General features: G+C 37.5%; 15 protein-coding genes and 1 pseudogene. 15 read left to right on the top strand and 1 reads right to left on the bottom strand.

The window, feature by feature from the left end:
- On the bottom strand, positions 1–525 hold a 525-nt coding region (locus AC13CC_RS00325; RefSeq protein WP_482877153.1), incomplete at its 3' end, for an IS110 family transposase.
- A gap of 297 nt (positions 526–822) precedes the next feature.
- Here AC13CC_RS00325 and AC13CC_RS00320 point away from each other — a divergent pair.
- The 15 genes and pseudogenes from AC13CC_RS00320 to AC13CC_RS00250 form a co-directional block, all read left to right on the top strand.
- Positions 823–1,230 carry a hypothetical protein gene (locus AC13CC_RS00320; protein ID WP_292968554.1) on the top strand — a complete coding sequence of 136 codons (408 nt, stop codon included), beginning with the start codon at positions 823–825 and terminating at the stop codon, positions 1,228–1,230.
- A 565-nt stretch (positions 1,231–1,795) separates the two neighbouring features.
- Positions 1,796–2,131: a single-stranded DNA-binding protein gene (locus AC13CC_RS00315; protein ID WP_292968555.1), complete on the top strand. Its 336-nt coding sequence runs from the start codon at positions 1,796–1,798 to the stop codon at positions 2,129–2,131.
- Between the two features lie 72 nt (positions 2,132–2,203).
- On the top strand, positions 2,204–2,653 hold the full coding sequence (locus tag AC13CC_RS00310) for a JAB domain-containing protein (protein ID WP_292968556.1): 450 nt from the start codon (positions 2,204–2,206) through the stop codon (positions 2,651–2,653).
- A gap of 75 nt (positions 2,654–2,728) precedes the next feature.
- Positions 2,729–2,869 carry a hypothetical protein gene (locus AC13CC_RS00305; RefSeq protein ID WP_313781125.1) on the top strand — a complete coding sequence of 47 codons (141 nt, stop codon included), beginning with the start codon at positions 2,729–2,731 and terminating at the stop codon, positions 2,867–2,869.
- A gap of 493 nt (positions 2,870–3,362) precedes the next feature.
- A complete protein-coding gene (locus AC13CC_RS00300) occupies positions 3,363–3,899 on the top strand; it encodes a BfmA/BtgA family mobilization protein (protein ID WP_094998145.1) in 537 nt (178 codons plus the stop codon).
- 1 nt (position 3,900) lies between these two features.
- Positions 3,901–4,935, top strand: a complete 1,035-nt coding sequence (mobB, locus tag AC13CC_RS00295) for a MobB family relaxase (RefSeq protein ID WP_094999274.1) — start codon at positions 3,901–3,903, stop codon at positions 4,933–4,935.
- Complete coding sequence (locus AC13CC_RS00290) at positions 4,932–6,371, top strand: type IV secretory system conjugative DNA transfer family protein (protein WP_094998144.1); 1,440 nt, start codon at positions 4,932–4,934, stop codon at positions 6,369–6,371. Before mobB ends, AC13CC_RS00290 begins: the two co-directional genes overlap by 4 nt.
- A gap of 88 nt (positions 6,372–6,459) precedes the next feature.
- Complete coding sequence (locus AC13CC_RS00285; RefSeq protein ID WP_482877149.1) at positions 6,460–7,056, top strand: TetR/AcrR family transcriptional regulator; 597 nt, start codon at positions 6,460–6,462, stop codon at positions 7,054–7,056.
- Between the two features lie 2 nt (positions 7,057–7,058).
- Positions 7,059–7,799 (top strand): outer membrane lipoprotein-sorting protein, encoded by a 741-nt coding sequence (locus AC13CC_RS00280; protein ID WP_482877147.1) that lies wholly within the window; start codon positions 7,059–7,061, stop codon positions 7,797–7,799.
- Between the two features lie 17 nt (positions 7,800–7,816).
- Positions 7,817–9,028, top strand: coding sequence for an ABC transporter permease (locus AC13CC_RS00275; protein ID WP_094998141.1), 1,212 nt, complete (start codon positions 7,817–7,819; stop codon positions 9,026–9,028).
- A gap of 17 nt (positions 9,029–9,045) precedes the next feature.
- Positions 9,046–10,257, top strand: coding sequence for an ABC transporter permease (locus AC13CC_RS00270; protein WP_482877145.1), 1,212 nt, complete (start codon positions 9,046–9,048; stop codon positions 10,255–10,257).
- A gap of 23 nt (positions 10,258–10,280) precedes the next feature.
- Complete coding sequence (locus tag AC13CC_RS00265; RefSeq protein ID WP_482877143.1) at positions 10,281–10,964, top strand: ABC transporter ATP-binding protein; 684 nt, start codon at positions 10,281–10,283, stop codon at positions 10,962–10,964.
- Positions 10,965–11,026: 62 nt separating this feature from the next.
- On the top strand, positions 11,027–12,145 hold the full coding sequence (locus AC13CC_RS00260) for a transporter (RefSeq protein ID WP_225604088.1): 1,119 nt from the start codon (positions 11,027–11,029) through the stop codon (positions 12,143–12,145).
- A 504-nt stretch (positions 12,146–12,649) separates the two neighbouring features.
- Positions 12,650–12,784 (top strand): hypothetical protein, encoded by a 135-nt coding sequence (locus tag AC13CC_RS00255; RefSeq protein WP_482877140.1) that lies wholly within the window; start codon positions 12,650–12,652, stop codon positions 12,782–12,784.
- 114 nt (positions 12,785–12,898) lie between these two features.
- Positions 12,899–13,351 (top strand): annotated as a pseudogene (locus AC13CC_RS00250) (IS21 family transposase); the annotation flags it as partial.

The raw sequence follows: 13,351 nt of genomic DNA, 5'->3' as shown, positions 1-13,351 counted from the left end.
TTCGATGGCATCAATTTCATTTTCCAGATTGGCTATCGCTCTCTGATAGCTTCTATGGGCCACAATGCTCTGGGAAGGACTGTGCTTTCTTGTTTTCTGTCCCAACAAAAGTGATGTCCTGCTCTTTGACAACTGTTCCCGCAAACTGTAAAGTTCCTTAAGTTCTTTGACCGATTCCGACCTTGGTTCCATAAAGCGTAATTCTTCCACAAACCTCTCACCATATTTCCTGATACGGTATGCGTCCTTTGAATCGCTCTTTCCCCGTTGCAATCCCAAGCTGTGCTTTATGTTGTAGCCAGGGACCAATGCTATTTTAATTTGGAACTGGTAACAGAGATGAACCAACAGGTCACCATAGCTTCCAGTATGTTCAGCTACCAGGATGCAACTATCTTCCACTTGTTTCAAAAAGCTGCAGATACCTTTAAAGTCATTTCTGACAACCCTCTTTTTCTCTTCACCTGCAAGAACATAGCTTACGTCAAATTTATCTTTGGAGAGGTCGATTCCATATATTCTCATTAAAAGTCTTTTTAATGTTCCCTTTGAGCGGCTTAAATCGTTAGTGGGTTATGCCCTTAATACTCTCTGGCTTAGGCTCAAATAACTTACCGTACTTAATATAAACATTAGATTCCCTCTATTCCGTTTCTAAAGCTAATGCAGTAAGTGGAACTGTTGATTTAAGGTTAGAACTCTATCTGTTCCAACAATATTATTTCTATCGGCTAAGTAACGATTCCGTTTCCTTTCCGCTCCAAAATTTTGTCTTCCGTTTGGGCAGTTCTCAAATATTGTTTAATCTAAAATTTCATTATCATGGAAACAAAAACAAAGTCGAACGGAGTAGCAAAAAGACAGACTGCAACCGTTAAAAAAGAGGTTCAAAAGAAACTCACCGAAGAAGCTATCGGAAAAACTGTTGTACCGGAGAAGAAAGTAACGGCTGAAAAGCCCGTTATCAACTTGGATGACCGCATCCAAAAGTTTGAAAAACTTCGAGGATTGGCCACGCAACGTGAACGGTTGACAGAAACCTTGAACGAGCTGACCAAGTTCAATTACAACCAAGATGGTTCGAGTTCGTTCCATATCCGGGATTCCAGACACTTGGAGTTCAAGACCACCAACTCCAATCTGATAAAGTTGGTCACTACGCACTTACAGTCCACTTTGGAACAGCGCAAGGCGGAAATTGAACAGGAGATTGTACAATTCGAGCTTTAATCTTAAAAGTTCATTAAATGTGAAAGCCTGCTCGAAAGAGTGGGCTTTTCTTTTTATTCATACCAACAGGTTTTAATCGGAAAGTCAAAGCTTCGGTTTTCTTCACAGGATTATCGGCAAAACCTACTTGGGCCTTTGCTCGATAATCCTTAAAAACCTAGCTCCGCCTTGTACATTTTAAGGGGTTTATAATGGATAAAGCCTTTGTCGTTTTTCGGGGCGTCGAAAAACGGGCACAGTATAACCAATTCTATTCCAAACCCCGTCCCCTTCACTCGCTTAACTACCTGTACGCTCCCTTGTGGACGGCTTTGAAAGAATTGCTAATACTCTTGTGGAACTTGTCAAGACTGTACAAAGTTTTAGTGAAAAATAAGGTTTCTACTTCCTTGAAAACCCAAGGGTTTTGCTACGTCGCAGACACTCCTGATTTGTTCCCTAAAAGTCTTGACAAAACCCACTTTATCCATTGGTGCCATGCACGCAAGAAATCAAACAAACACCCCTTAAAATTCAATTGAAATGAAATCCAAAGGGGATTTATTAATCTTTTAAATATTTAATTATGAGCAGTATTAAAAACCACGTACAGTTGATTGGAAACGTTGGACAGGAACCGACCGTTACGAACCTTGAAAGCGGTAAAAAAGTCGCCCGTTTGTCATTGGCGACCAATGAGAATTACAAAAACAGCAAGGGAGAAAAACAGACCGATACCAATTGGCACACCGTTGTCGCTTGGGGCAGGGTTGCCGACATCATCGAAAAATATGCCGAAAAAGGCAAGGAAATTGGCATCGTGGGCAAATTAAAGACCCGAACCTACACTATGGACGATGGCAACCAACGCTATGTTACCGAAGTGGTAGCCGATGAAATCCTATTGATGGGCAACAAGTAAAACAAAAATAAAGAGGGTGTTCCCGTGGAAAGTAGCACCCTCTTTTCATTATCAATCTTAATCAGAATAACAATGAGAAACAAAGTTAACGAAATACAGATAAGTTACCGAGAGAAAATCGGGACATTGAAATCTGAGCCTATCAAAAGTTCAGAGCATGCAGCAAAATTGCTTTATGAGAATTGGGACAAAAATACCATAGGGTTACAGGAAACCTTTAAAATCCTATTGTTGAACAACTCCAACAAGGTCAAAGGGATCTATCCATTATCGACAGGGGGCATTACAGGTACTTTGGTAGATGTGCGCATCCTGTTCGCCATAGTACTAAAAACCCTTTCCGTTGGGATTTTACTTGCACACAACCACCCAAGTTATAAGACCAAACCCAGTGAAGCGGACAAAAGGCTGACCAATAAAATTAAACAGGCAGCGCAACTTTTTGACGTGAGGGTACTCGACCATTTGATTATCACGCCCAATGGGGAGTATTACAGTTTTGCCGATAACGGATTGTTGTAAACTTTAAATATTGAAGCCTTGATTCATTTAAATTATAACAACCTCGATGACGAAACCCAACAACAATTGTTATCGATGTCAAAAAAAGACATCGAAAAGCGTTTTGGGAAACAATTAAGGAACTACGCCAGGGAACACTTTGCTAATTACCAAGCCCTGTTGGAGGAAGAAGCGATACGAAATCTATACAATTACAGGTATATTTTTAAAATCTGACCTATCAAATTGAACCAAATAAGCCCATTTATTATGATGGGCTTTTTTCATGTCCAACAAGTTGAAAATCGTATCTTTAAAGCGTTAAACAACAACATTTTTTTGGTCGTTACCAATCCCGATTACAGGGTGATTTGACTTTCCTTGAATGACCAAATCCATAGAAATGTAACATAAAAGGCAACTGACTTTTTAGTCAAGTTGTTCGGAAAATTTTGGTCCCTGCGGGACGAAATTTGGAGAAGCAAGAGGGTAACACGCATAGCGGTGTTATAATTATTTGTTTGCTCATAAAGCATTGTTAATCAATATCTTAAAAACATACAAGTATTTGATTAGCAAGGCCTTTTACAGTAAATGCGGCCAGATCGCCCGAAAACAGGGAATTTTTTACTGTAAAAAACCACTGGGATGAACCCGTAAAGAATTTAAAGGAAAATAATTCGGAGACAGGACAAATCTCGAATACTTAAATCTCGATTATCTAGTAAAAATGGGAGATACCTATCAAAAATATCGCTTTTCGGCCATCAGCATCAAAAAGAAAACGGCCGTGCGCTTTCGGACATTTTCCCGTCTGGTGTCGGATTCCCATACCCGTACCCTAGAGATCGTGATGGACTTTTTTGAACGGAACGACCTTTCTCCAAACGATGACCTAGGAATCCGAAATAATCGTACCAACAAACGTATCAATGCCGTGATTGCCATCCTGAAGAACATCGAAAAGCAACAGACCCTGCCCACCAAGGTCATGTTGAATACCCTGTTCCAGGAAATGTCACAAGTGGAAGACCAAGAAAAGGAAGAAAGCTTTGATTTCGGAACGCCGGAACCTTTTAGCAGGGACAGGGAACTGGAGCATTACCAAAACCGCTATGTGGAAATGCGGCAAGAACTCGGGCAGTATAAAAACCGTGTTCAGAATGTAATGGAACAAATGACCTATGTAAAAGGAACATTTGGCAAAGGGCATTTTAAGCTGGATATGGGCAAGGATGAATTTGAAAAACTCAAAAAAGAATTATAGGATGTACATTACCATCACGGCACAAAAAACTGATGGCAACTATGCCCAAAGTTCAGCAGACTTCGTTTCCTATCTGGAAAAGGAAAACGAGGGCAAGACCGTAGAAGAAATGAAACACTTCTTCAATCAATTTGGGGAAGAAATATCCACGGAAGAGGTCATCAGGGAAATAGACGGGAATACGGCCAAGCTCAAAAAGACCGAGCCCAAGTTCTATTCCATCACCCTGAACCCAAGTGCCAGAGAACTGAAAGCCATACAGGATTCCCCCGAAGCGCTCAAAAACTATACACGGGAAGCCATGAAGGAGTACGCCAAAGCTTTTAACAGGGAAATAGACGGAAGGCCAATCAATGTGGATGATATTAAATACTATGCCAAGGTAGAACGGCAACGCACGTTCAAGGGAACAGACAAGGAAATCCGGGAAAACCAACCCTATGCCACACGGATATTGGAATTAAGGAAAGAGATACGTGGCATCGAGGCCGGACAACAATCGGGCAATATCCGTAAACTGAACAAAGAAATCCAAAAACTGGAGGCAAAGGCCCCACACCGATTGAACGGCAAACGTATCGTTCGGGGAATGGCCAAACCAGGACCACAGAGCCATGTACATATCATCGTCAGCCGTAGAGATGCCTCTAACCGGCATGGTCTTTCCCCGGGGAGCAAGCACAAAGCCTCCGAAGTGGAAATGCACGGCAAGTCCGTAAAACGGGGCTTTGATAGGGACACTTTTTTTAAAAATTCGGAAAAGACATTTGATACCTTGTTCAAATATCGGCGCAATTATGTGGAGACCTATACCGCCCGTAAGACCTTTTTAAAAGACCCCAAACTATATTTTTCTATGATAACCAAATTACCGACCAACGAAAAGGCCGTAGCTTTTAAACTACTTCAAAAATCCGGGGTGAACACCACATTGTTGAGTATCCCTACGAACAAGCTCCAGCTCACCATAAAGGCCATCAACCAACTGAAAAAGGGAATCGGCAAGGCTATTGAATCAGGCTCCATCGGGATATGAACTGGCAATGGGAACATATCGCCCTGTATATCGTTGTACCTATTTTGTTTGCTGGAACTGTACTCTATGGTTTGTTCTTTGCAGAATGGAAAAAACCAATGGATAAAAAGTATCAGGTACATTTTAAATTGAAATATGGGAAGTTTAAAATAGACAACATCAAAAGAGGTGTGTCTATTATAGGTTCTGCAGGTAGTGGTAAAACAGAAAGCGTTATCTATAATTTATTGCAGCATTTTAGCAAACATCAATTTTGCGGTATTCTTCATGACTATAAAGATTTTGAATTGACGGAAATAGCCTATCCTTTATTTAAGGAGAATGGGGTGAAATTCTACACCATTGCTTTTGACCAGATCCACTATCGGGTGAATCCCATAGCACCGAGATATTTACCTAATGAGGAAAGCGTGCATGAAGTTTCAAAAGTCTTGATTGAAAATCTTCTGGGATTAGATGAGTCAAGTACAAACAGTACTTCTAAATTTTTCAATGATGCTGTGGAAGGCTTGTTGGGTGGAATGATATGGAAGTTAAAAACGAGCTATCCCCAATTTTGCACCCTGCCCCACATCATCGCTCTGTTCCAATCGCTCAGCACCAAAAAACTGGTTGCCTTCCTGAAATCGGATTTGACTTCCCAAAGTATGGCAAGTGCTTTTTTAAATGGTATCGAATCGGAAAAACAGACCGCCGGAGTAAAAAGCACTCTGGCCAATGCCTTTAAAAAAATCAGTTCACAAAAACTGTTCATGGCACTGTCAAAAGATGAAGTGCCTCTTAATGTCAATAATGAAAAAAATCCTGCGGTACTTTCCATAGTGAACCACCCTAAATATGAATCCGCATATTCGCCTATTATTGCCGCAATCATTCATACAGTAATTAAACAAATGAGCATCAGGGGGCAGAAATCCTCATTTTTGATGATGGAAGAAGCACCTACTATAAAGTTGCTCAATATGCACCGTATTCCGGCTACACTTCGAAGCTATGATATTGCTACCATTTATGTAATGCAGGATAAGATCCAGAACGATATGCTCTATGGTGAAAAAGCGAGTAAGGCCATTTTGAGCAACCTATCTTATCAATTCTTTGGTAAGGTCAATGACCCGGATACTGCAAAATATTATGAACGATTTTTTGAAATTATCAAAACGCCGACCAAAAGCATAAGTAAAAGCAGTGGGTTGAGTTTTGAGAGTCGAATCACCAAAGGCGAAAGAGAGGTATCCAAACGGAGGGCAGACGCTTTCTTTAGATTGAAACAAGGGGAATTTATCACTTTTGCGGATGGGAAGGATAAGAAACTTCATTTCAAACTGCAACCAATTCAAAAGCTATTTCCTAAAAAAGCAAATCTATTTTCAACTGAAGATTTAAGATTGAATTTTGAGAGAGTTTATAGAGAGACTCAAAACATAGTAAAATAATAAGTTATAAACTTAATCTAAAAACAATTCTTTTATTTTTTTTCTTTGGATTAATTTTTTAATTTTGACCAATCGTTCATTTTAAAATATGAGTCCAAGAACTGAAAAACAATTAGAAGCCCATAAAAAAGAAAAGAAGGAAAAAATCATACGAGGGGCACTACGGCTATTTGCAACCAAGGGGTATTTCAATACTTCAATAAGTGACATTGCCAATGAATTGAACATATCAAAAGGATCTCTTTACAACTATTTTGATAATAAAGAGCGATTGTTAAATGAGGCTGTTGATTTTGCTTTAAAAGAAGCATCAGAATTAAACCTGTCAGAAGATGATTTAAAAAATTTAAGCCCTGAAGAAATATTTATAGCAGTAGTTGAAGGGTACTTTAAGTTACTTGAAGAAAAAAAAGAACTTTGGAGTCTTATTGTGTCTTTGGCCATACACGTAGGGTCTATACCATCAGTTCATAAAACAATTTCATCCGTATATGAAGAACTCACCAAACAATTGCAAGAACTTTTTACCATGATAGGACATCATGATCCTGAAAATGAAGCTGTCAAACTAGGGGCGTTAATGGATGGCATTGGTATTCAATATATGATTTTTGGTGAATCATATCCTTTAAACACGATTAAAGAAAACATTATAAAAGGTTATATAAATTCTAAAAAAAATTAGCTATGAAATACAAGTTACTATTATTGTTAATGGTTGTTTCTAACTTCTCTTTTAGTCAAAATGCTGATGAGATTGTTAAAAATGCTGATGATAAATTTAGGGGAAAATCGTCCTATTCAGAGATCACCATCAATATCAATAGACCAAAGTGGTCCAAAGAAATGAAAATGAAAGGTTGGTCAAAAGGTTCAGATTATTCAGTTTCAGTAATAACCAGTCCAGCAAAAGAAAGGGGCACTGTTTTCCTCATGCGAGAAAAAGAGGTTTGGAATTACCTGCCAACAATTGAAAGAACAGTAAAGTTTCCGCCTTCAATGATGTTGCAGAATTGGATGGGCACCGATTTAACAACTGACGATTTGGTAAAACAATCCTCATTGGTGACAGATTATGATAAAAAAATTATTGGTGAAGAAGAAAAGGAAGGTTACACCTGCTGGAAAATAGAGTTGACCCCAAAGCCTAATGCCGCTGTTGTTTGGGGAAAAATAATCATTTGGATTGATGAAAAAGAATACATGCAGATGCAGACAGATTTTTATGATGAAGATATGTTTTTGGTCAACCAAATGATAGGATCGGACGTAAAAACATTTGAAGGCAAGTTACTTCCTTCAAAACTAACTGTTGTGCCGGTCGATAAACCGGGACAATCTACGGTAATTAGTTATAGTCAGTGGAAGTTTGGTATCGATATACCTGATGAATACTTTACCACCAATTACATGAAACGCATCCATTAATTATTAATTAGTAAACAATGATTCTAAAAATTGCCTGGAGAAACATTTGGCGTAATAAAAAAAGGAGTCTAATTACTGTAGCCTCTATACTCATAGCAATATTCCTTTCCTTAATCATGCGTTCTATGCAGTTGGGTACTTATAAGGGTATGATAGACAATGTGGTAGGTTCATATACAGGATATATACAGCTACATCATAAAGGATATTGGGATAATCGATCAATAGATAATTCAATAATTGTAACTAGTAACTTAATTAATCAATTGTCAAACACAGAAGGTGTTGAAACGATTTTACCAAGATTGGAAAATTATGGTTTATTGTCCTTTGGCGACCTTACTAAAGTAATTAGTCTCAATGGGGTTGATTTTAAGAAGGAACAAAAATTACAGGATATAAATTCAAAATTGATAACAGGTTTCCTTCCTCAAAACCCAAAGGATATTATTATAGGAAAAGGAGTAGCCTCTTATTTTAAAGTAGAAACCAATGATACTTTGGTTTTTGTAGGACAGGGATACCATGGAATGTTGGCTGCTGATAAATTTCATATTTCTGGAATTATAGACTTGAAAAACCCTGCCTTGAATAAAGTTACGGCTATGATGTCCTTGGAAGATGCCCAAAATCTTTTTAGTGCATCTGGCATTGTTACAAGTCTTGTGGTAGATAAAAATGACAATGTCCAACTTAAGTCGTTGCAAAAAGCAATCTCAAGCAAGTTGGACAGTAACTATGAAGTAATGAACTGGCAACAAATGATGCCTGAATTGCAACAAACCATTTTAGCAGATAGTGTTGGTGGATTGTTGATGATAGCTATCCTGTACATGATTCTCATCTTTGGAATTTTTGGCACCGTACTAATGATGACACAAGAAAGAAAATATGAATTTGGTGTGCTCGTCTCTATTGGGATGAAAAAAGGCAAGTTAATGTTTATGGTGTTTATAGAAACCATTATACTATCATTGTTGGGAGTAATTATGGGTGTTCTTCTTGCGTATCCAATCATGTTGTGGAAACACTACGACCCTTTGGTACTACCTGGTACACAAGCCGAAATGATGGAGAACTTCGGGTTTACTGCAGAAATTCCATTTTACATACAACCTGACCTGCCCTTGGTGCATGCTTCACTAATTTTCATAATAGCCTTGTTGGTATCTCTATATCCTATCTTAATTATTAAAAAACTGAATCCTCTGCATGCTATGAGAGGTTAACTTTTTAAAGTAACAAAATGAAAACATTATTAATGATTGCTTGGAGAAACGTTTGGCGTAATAAACTACGAAGCAGTATTGTCATTGCTTCGGTAGTTTTAGGCATCTGGTCTGGGTTGTTTATCATGGCCATGGTCTCCGGTATGAACGATCAGCGTTTGAGTAGTTTTATAAATACAAATTTGTCCCACATCCAAATTCACAATGCTGGTTTTCAGGAAAATTTTGATAAAAAAGATACTATCATAGGAAGTAATACTCTTTTAAAAGAGATAGACACCATGAATAATGTAACGGCTTATGCGAAACGGTTGGTATTACAAGGAATGGCATCTACAGCCCATGGTAATTATGGCGTGAAGATTATGGGGATATTCCCTGATGAAGAAAAAAATGTCACAGATATTTCAGAAAAACTGGTACAAGGAACCTATTTGTACAAACTAAAAAGAAATCCAATTATCATTGGGGAAAAACTAGCCAATAAATTAGGTGTTAAAGTCAATTCCAAGGTGGTACTCAACTTTCAAGATTCCAATAATAATACCGTTTCAACTGGTTTTAGGGTTGAAGGAATTTTTAAAACTATAAACAGTTCGTTTGATGAGGAAAATGTATTTGTGAAGTATGATGATTTAGCACCACTGGTTAGTTTAAGTGGCAAATACCATGAAATAGCCATCTTGTGTGATAACATTACTGAAACTGAAACTGTAAAGAGCCAAATCAAAACAAACAATTCCGTAGAAAGTTGGGATCAACTTTCACCAGAATTGGGCTATGCCCAAGAAACCATGAGCAACTTTATTTACATTTTTATGGGTATTATCTTATTAGCCTTGGCTTTTGGTATTGTTAATACCATGCTCATGGCGGTTCTGGAACGAAAACGAGAAATAGGGATGTTGCTATCTGTTGGTATGGATAAACGAAAAGTCTTTACCATGATTATTTTGGAAACACTTTTCTTGGCTTTTATAGCGGCGCTTCTAGGTGTATTGTTGTCAATATGGACGATTGAATATTTTGGTAGGAATGGCATCAATTTATCGGCTGTGGCCAAAGGACTGGAAAGTTTAGGTATGGGTGCAAGAGTATTTACCAAACTGCCATTTGCCATGTATGTAGATATTACACTAATGACACTTTCTGTAGCTTTGATTGCAGCCATTATACCAGCAAGAAGAGCTTTAAAATTAAATCCAGCAGAAGCCGTGAAAGCTATTTGATAAAAATTTAAAACTCAACAAAAATGAATGTTATAAAAACAGAAAACCTAATAAAGGTTTATAATGAGGGTAAAGGCAATGAAGTAAGGGCTCTTAACGGAGTATCCTTGGCTGTAGAAAAGGGAGAGTTCACTGCTATTGTTGGTCCTTCGGGGTCCGGAAAAAGTACCATGCTCAATATTATTGGTGGCCTTGACAAGCCTAATTCAGGAGAAGTGCTTGTCGATAAAACAGATATCATTGGAATGAAGGAAAACGAACTTATCAATTTCAGATTACAAAATATTGGTTTTGTATTTCAGGCCTATAATTTAATCCCAGTCCTTAATGCCAAGGAAAATGTAGGTTTCATTATGCTTTTGCAGCATAAGTCAAAGAAAGAAATTGATAATAGAGTTGAAGCCCTGTTAAAATCGGTTGGTTTGGATAGTCAAGCATCAAAACGCCCCAATGAAATGAGTGGTGGTCAACAACAGCGCATTGCAGTGGCCAGAGCATTGGCTTCTAAACCTAAATTTGTATTAGCTGACGAACCTACTGCTAATCTAGATTCAAAATCCACATCAGATCTTCTTGACATTATGGAGCAACTCAATGAAAAAGAAGGAATAACATTTGTTTTTTCAACGCATGATCAACGCGTTATTGATAGGGCACATCGTATAGTAACATTGGAAGATGGTAAAATAATTAAGGATACCAAGTAATTAAGTTGAAGTTAACAAAGCACATAGTATTCTATATTTTGGTTATTGCATCAATAATCAATATGACGGCACAGGAAAAGCAAAATTGGGGTTCTGAACATGTAGACTTTTCGGGTTATGTAAAGTATTTAAACACTTCTAGTTTTACTTCCTTGGATAGTATAGGAAATGACAATCTAATTCATAATAGATTGAACTTTAAGATGTATGCCAATGATAATCTTACGCTAGCAATCGAATTACGTAATAGGATATTTTGGGGCACTTCAGTCAAATCAATTCCAGACTATGCGTCAATGGTTGAAAATTCAAACCAAGATATAGATATGACTGCTTTATTGATAAATCGGCCAGCACTTATTATGCTTTCAAATATTGACCGGTTGTATGTAGATTATCATTCAAACAAATGGCAGTTGGTTTTAGGTCGTCAGCGTATAAATTGGGGTAAGAATTTGGTTTGGAATCCAAATGACCTTTTTAATGCTTACAGCTTTTTTGATTTTGATTACGAAGAGCGACCAGGGACAGATGCCTTAAGAGCAAAATATTTCACTTCTGGAAATTCCAGTTTAGAAATTGCTATTAATTATACAGATGAATGGAAAAATAATACAGTGGCTATAAAGTATAATTTCAACAAATTTCAATATGATTTTCAAATGATAGTCGCCAAATATTTGGAAAATTACACCTTGGGGTTAGGCTGGGAAGGTGTTATAAAAGATATGGGTTTCAAAGGAGAATTAAGTTATTTTATGCCCTATGGCAATTCCATCGAAGACAATGCTTTTGTAGGTTCCATTTCGTTTGATTATTATTTCAAAAATGATATTTCCTTAAATGTTTCTACATTATATAATAGTGATGGTATAAGTAACACAAATGCTTATGATACTTCTCAATTATACAGTGAATCTATTGACGTAAAACACCTGATGCCAAATAAATGGTCCTTTTTTGGTCAAGCTTCTAAAACATTTACACCAGCAATAGCAGGTTCAATAGCTTCTATATATGCTGCTGATATTGATATGGTTTTTTTTATGCCACAATTTACCTATAGCATATCACAAAACTGGGACTTTGATGTCACAGGTCAGTTATATTATGGTAAACAAGAAGAACAGTTTTCTAATTTAGGAAACAGTGTTTACTTGAGGTTTAGATATAGTTTTTAGAATTTAATTACCTGTCTTTTGCGAATTTACACGAGGTTCAATGAAAGATTTAAGAAAAGTGGCTATGAAAAAACAAATATCAATTTATTATTCAATCATGAATAACTTTTTAATTGAGGAAATAAATAAAATGGGGTTTGAGTGTATTGAAATACATTAGGTGATTTGTTAAATCTATTTAGGTTTTTCTATCCTAAATTCAAAAAAGAAGTTAGGGAAATATACAAAAAGCTAAAATCCATTTTAGAAGAAGCATTTAGAAAGGAAGAGTCTCAAAATGCTTCAATGGATGCAATTGGTTAATATCAAAATATGAAGGTTTAATTTTTTGGTTCGCGATTTACCCTGAAGAAAGAATAAATGAGTTAATTGAAAAAATATAAAGCAGAGGACTAATAATATTTATGGGTTTTTTTAAGTAATAAAATGATAGTGTAAGGATGTTTCTTAAAAAGAAGTAAATCAAAAATTAGATAAAGTTAACCAAATTACAAAATATTTATTATGAAAGTTTTATTAGTCCTATTTGCTAGTGCCTTCTTTATTAATGTTAATGCTCAAAAAATGAAAGAATATAAAATTGAAATAGCTGTAAAAGCTGGAAACGCCGGACATAGTATACCACCCTCGCCGGGTTAAAGTGACCATAGCTGGCCGGACGAAAGTGACCCACCCTCGCCGGGCCAAAGTGGACCACTTTTAGATTCGATCTATCTGTAAAAAGTCTAAGTGCTTTTTTTGTTAAAAAGCACCATGGCGAACAAGCAGATAGACATGCGAAAAACAAAACTGATTTACAAACTTTACACCTCCGGCACTAGCAAACGGAGGATAAGCCAACAATTGGGCATATCCCGTGTCACGGTCAGGAAGTACATCGAGTTCTTCAGGCGGTACCGTTTTACGGCCTACGAAGTGGAGAAGATGACCCTGGAGGAACTCCACAACCTTTTCAAGGACGGTCAAAAGCGCAAGAGCCAACGGTTGCTGACCTTACGGCAGTACTTCCCCTATTTTGACAAAGAGCTCCGCAAGACCGGGGTGACCAGGCAATTGTTGTGGGAGGAATATTATGCCAAGCACCCCGATGGCTTCAAGCTCTCACAGTTCAAGTATTGGTACGCCGAATGGCGCAAGGAGACCTCTCCGGTAATGCACATGGAGCACAAGGCCGGCGACAAGCTCTTTATAGACTTCACGGGAAAG

This window comes from Flagellimonas sp. L-11 (genome assembly GCF_056857735.1).
This window is presented reverse-complemented; position numbering and strand designations above follow the sequence as displayed.

Excerpts from the sequence above, each read along its gene's own strand:
- AC13CC_RS00315 (WP_292968555.1), top strand. The coding sequence starts at position 1,796 with ATGAGCAGTATTAAAAACCACGTACAGTTGATTGGAAACGTTGGACAG.
- AC13CC_RS00320 (WP_292968554.1), top strand. The coding sequence starts at position 823 with ATGGAAACAAAAACAAAGTCGAACGGAGTAGCAAAAAGACAGACTGCA.
- AC13CC_RS00290 (WP_094998144.1), top strand. The coding sequence starts at position 4,932 with ATGAACTGGCAATGGGAACATATCGCCCTGTATATCGTTGTACCTATT.
- AC13CC_RS00255 (WP_482877140.1), top strand. The coding sequence starts at position 12,650 with ATGAAAGTTTTATTAGTCCTATTTGCTAGTGCCTTCTTTATTAATGTT.
- AC13CC_RS00280 (WP_482877147.1), top strand. The coding sequence starts at position 7,059 with ATGAAATACAAGTTACTATTATTGTTAATGGTTGTTTCTAACTTCTCT.
- AC13CC_RS00305 (WP_313781125.1), top strand. The coding sequence starts at position 2,729 with ATGTCAAAAAAAGACATCGAAAAGCGTTTTGGGAAACAATTAAGGAAC.
- AC13CC_RS00300 (WP_094998145.1), top strand. The coding sequence starts at position 3,363 with ATGGGAGATACCTATCAAAAATATCGCTTTTCGGCCATCAGCATCAAA.
- mobB (WP_094999274.1), top strand. The coding sequence starts at position 3,901 with ATGTACATTACCATCACGGCACAAAAAACTGATGGCAACTATGCCCAA.
- AC13CC_RS00310 (WP_292968556.1), top strand. The coding sequence starts at position 2,204 with ATGAGAAACAAAGTTAACGAAATACAGATAAGTTACCGAGAGAAAATC.
- AC13CC_RS00265 (WP_482877143.1), top strand. The coding sequence starts at position 10,281 with ATGAATGTTATAAAAACAGAAAACCTAATAAAGGTTTATAATGAGGGT.
- AC13CC_RS00285 (WP_482877149.1), top strand. The coding sequence starts at position 6,460 with ATGAGTCCAAGAACTGAAAAACAATTAGAAGCCCATAAAAAAGAAAAG.
- AC13CC_RS00260 (WP_225604088.1), top strand. The coding sequence starts at position 11,027 with ATGACGGCACAGGAAAAGCAAAATTGGGGTTCTGAACATGTAGACTTT.
- AC13CC_RS00275 (WP_094998141.1), top strand. The coding sequence starts at position 7,817 with ATGATTCTAAAAATTGCCTGGAGAAACATTTGGCGTAATAAAAAAAGG.
- AC13CC_RS00270 (WP_482877145.1), top strand. The coding sequence starts at position 9,046 with ATGAAAACATTATTAATGATTGCTTGGAGAAACGTTTGGCGTAATAAA.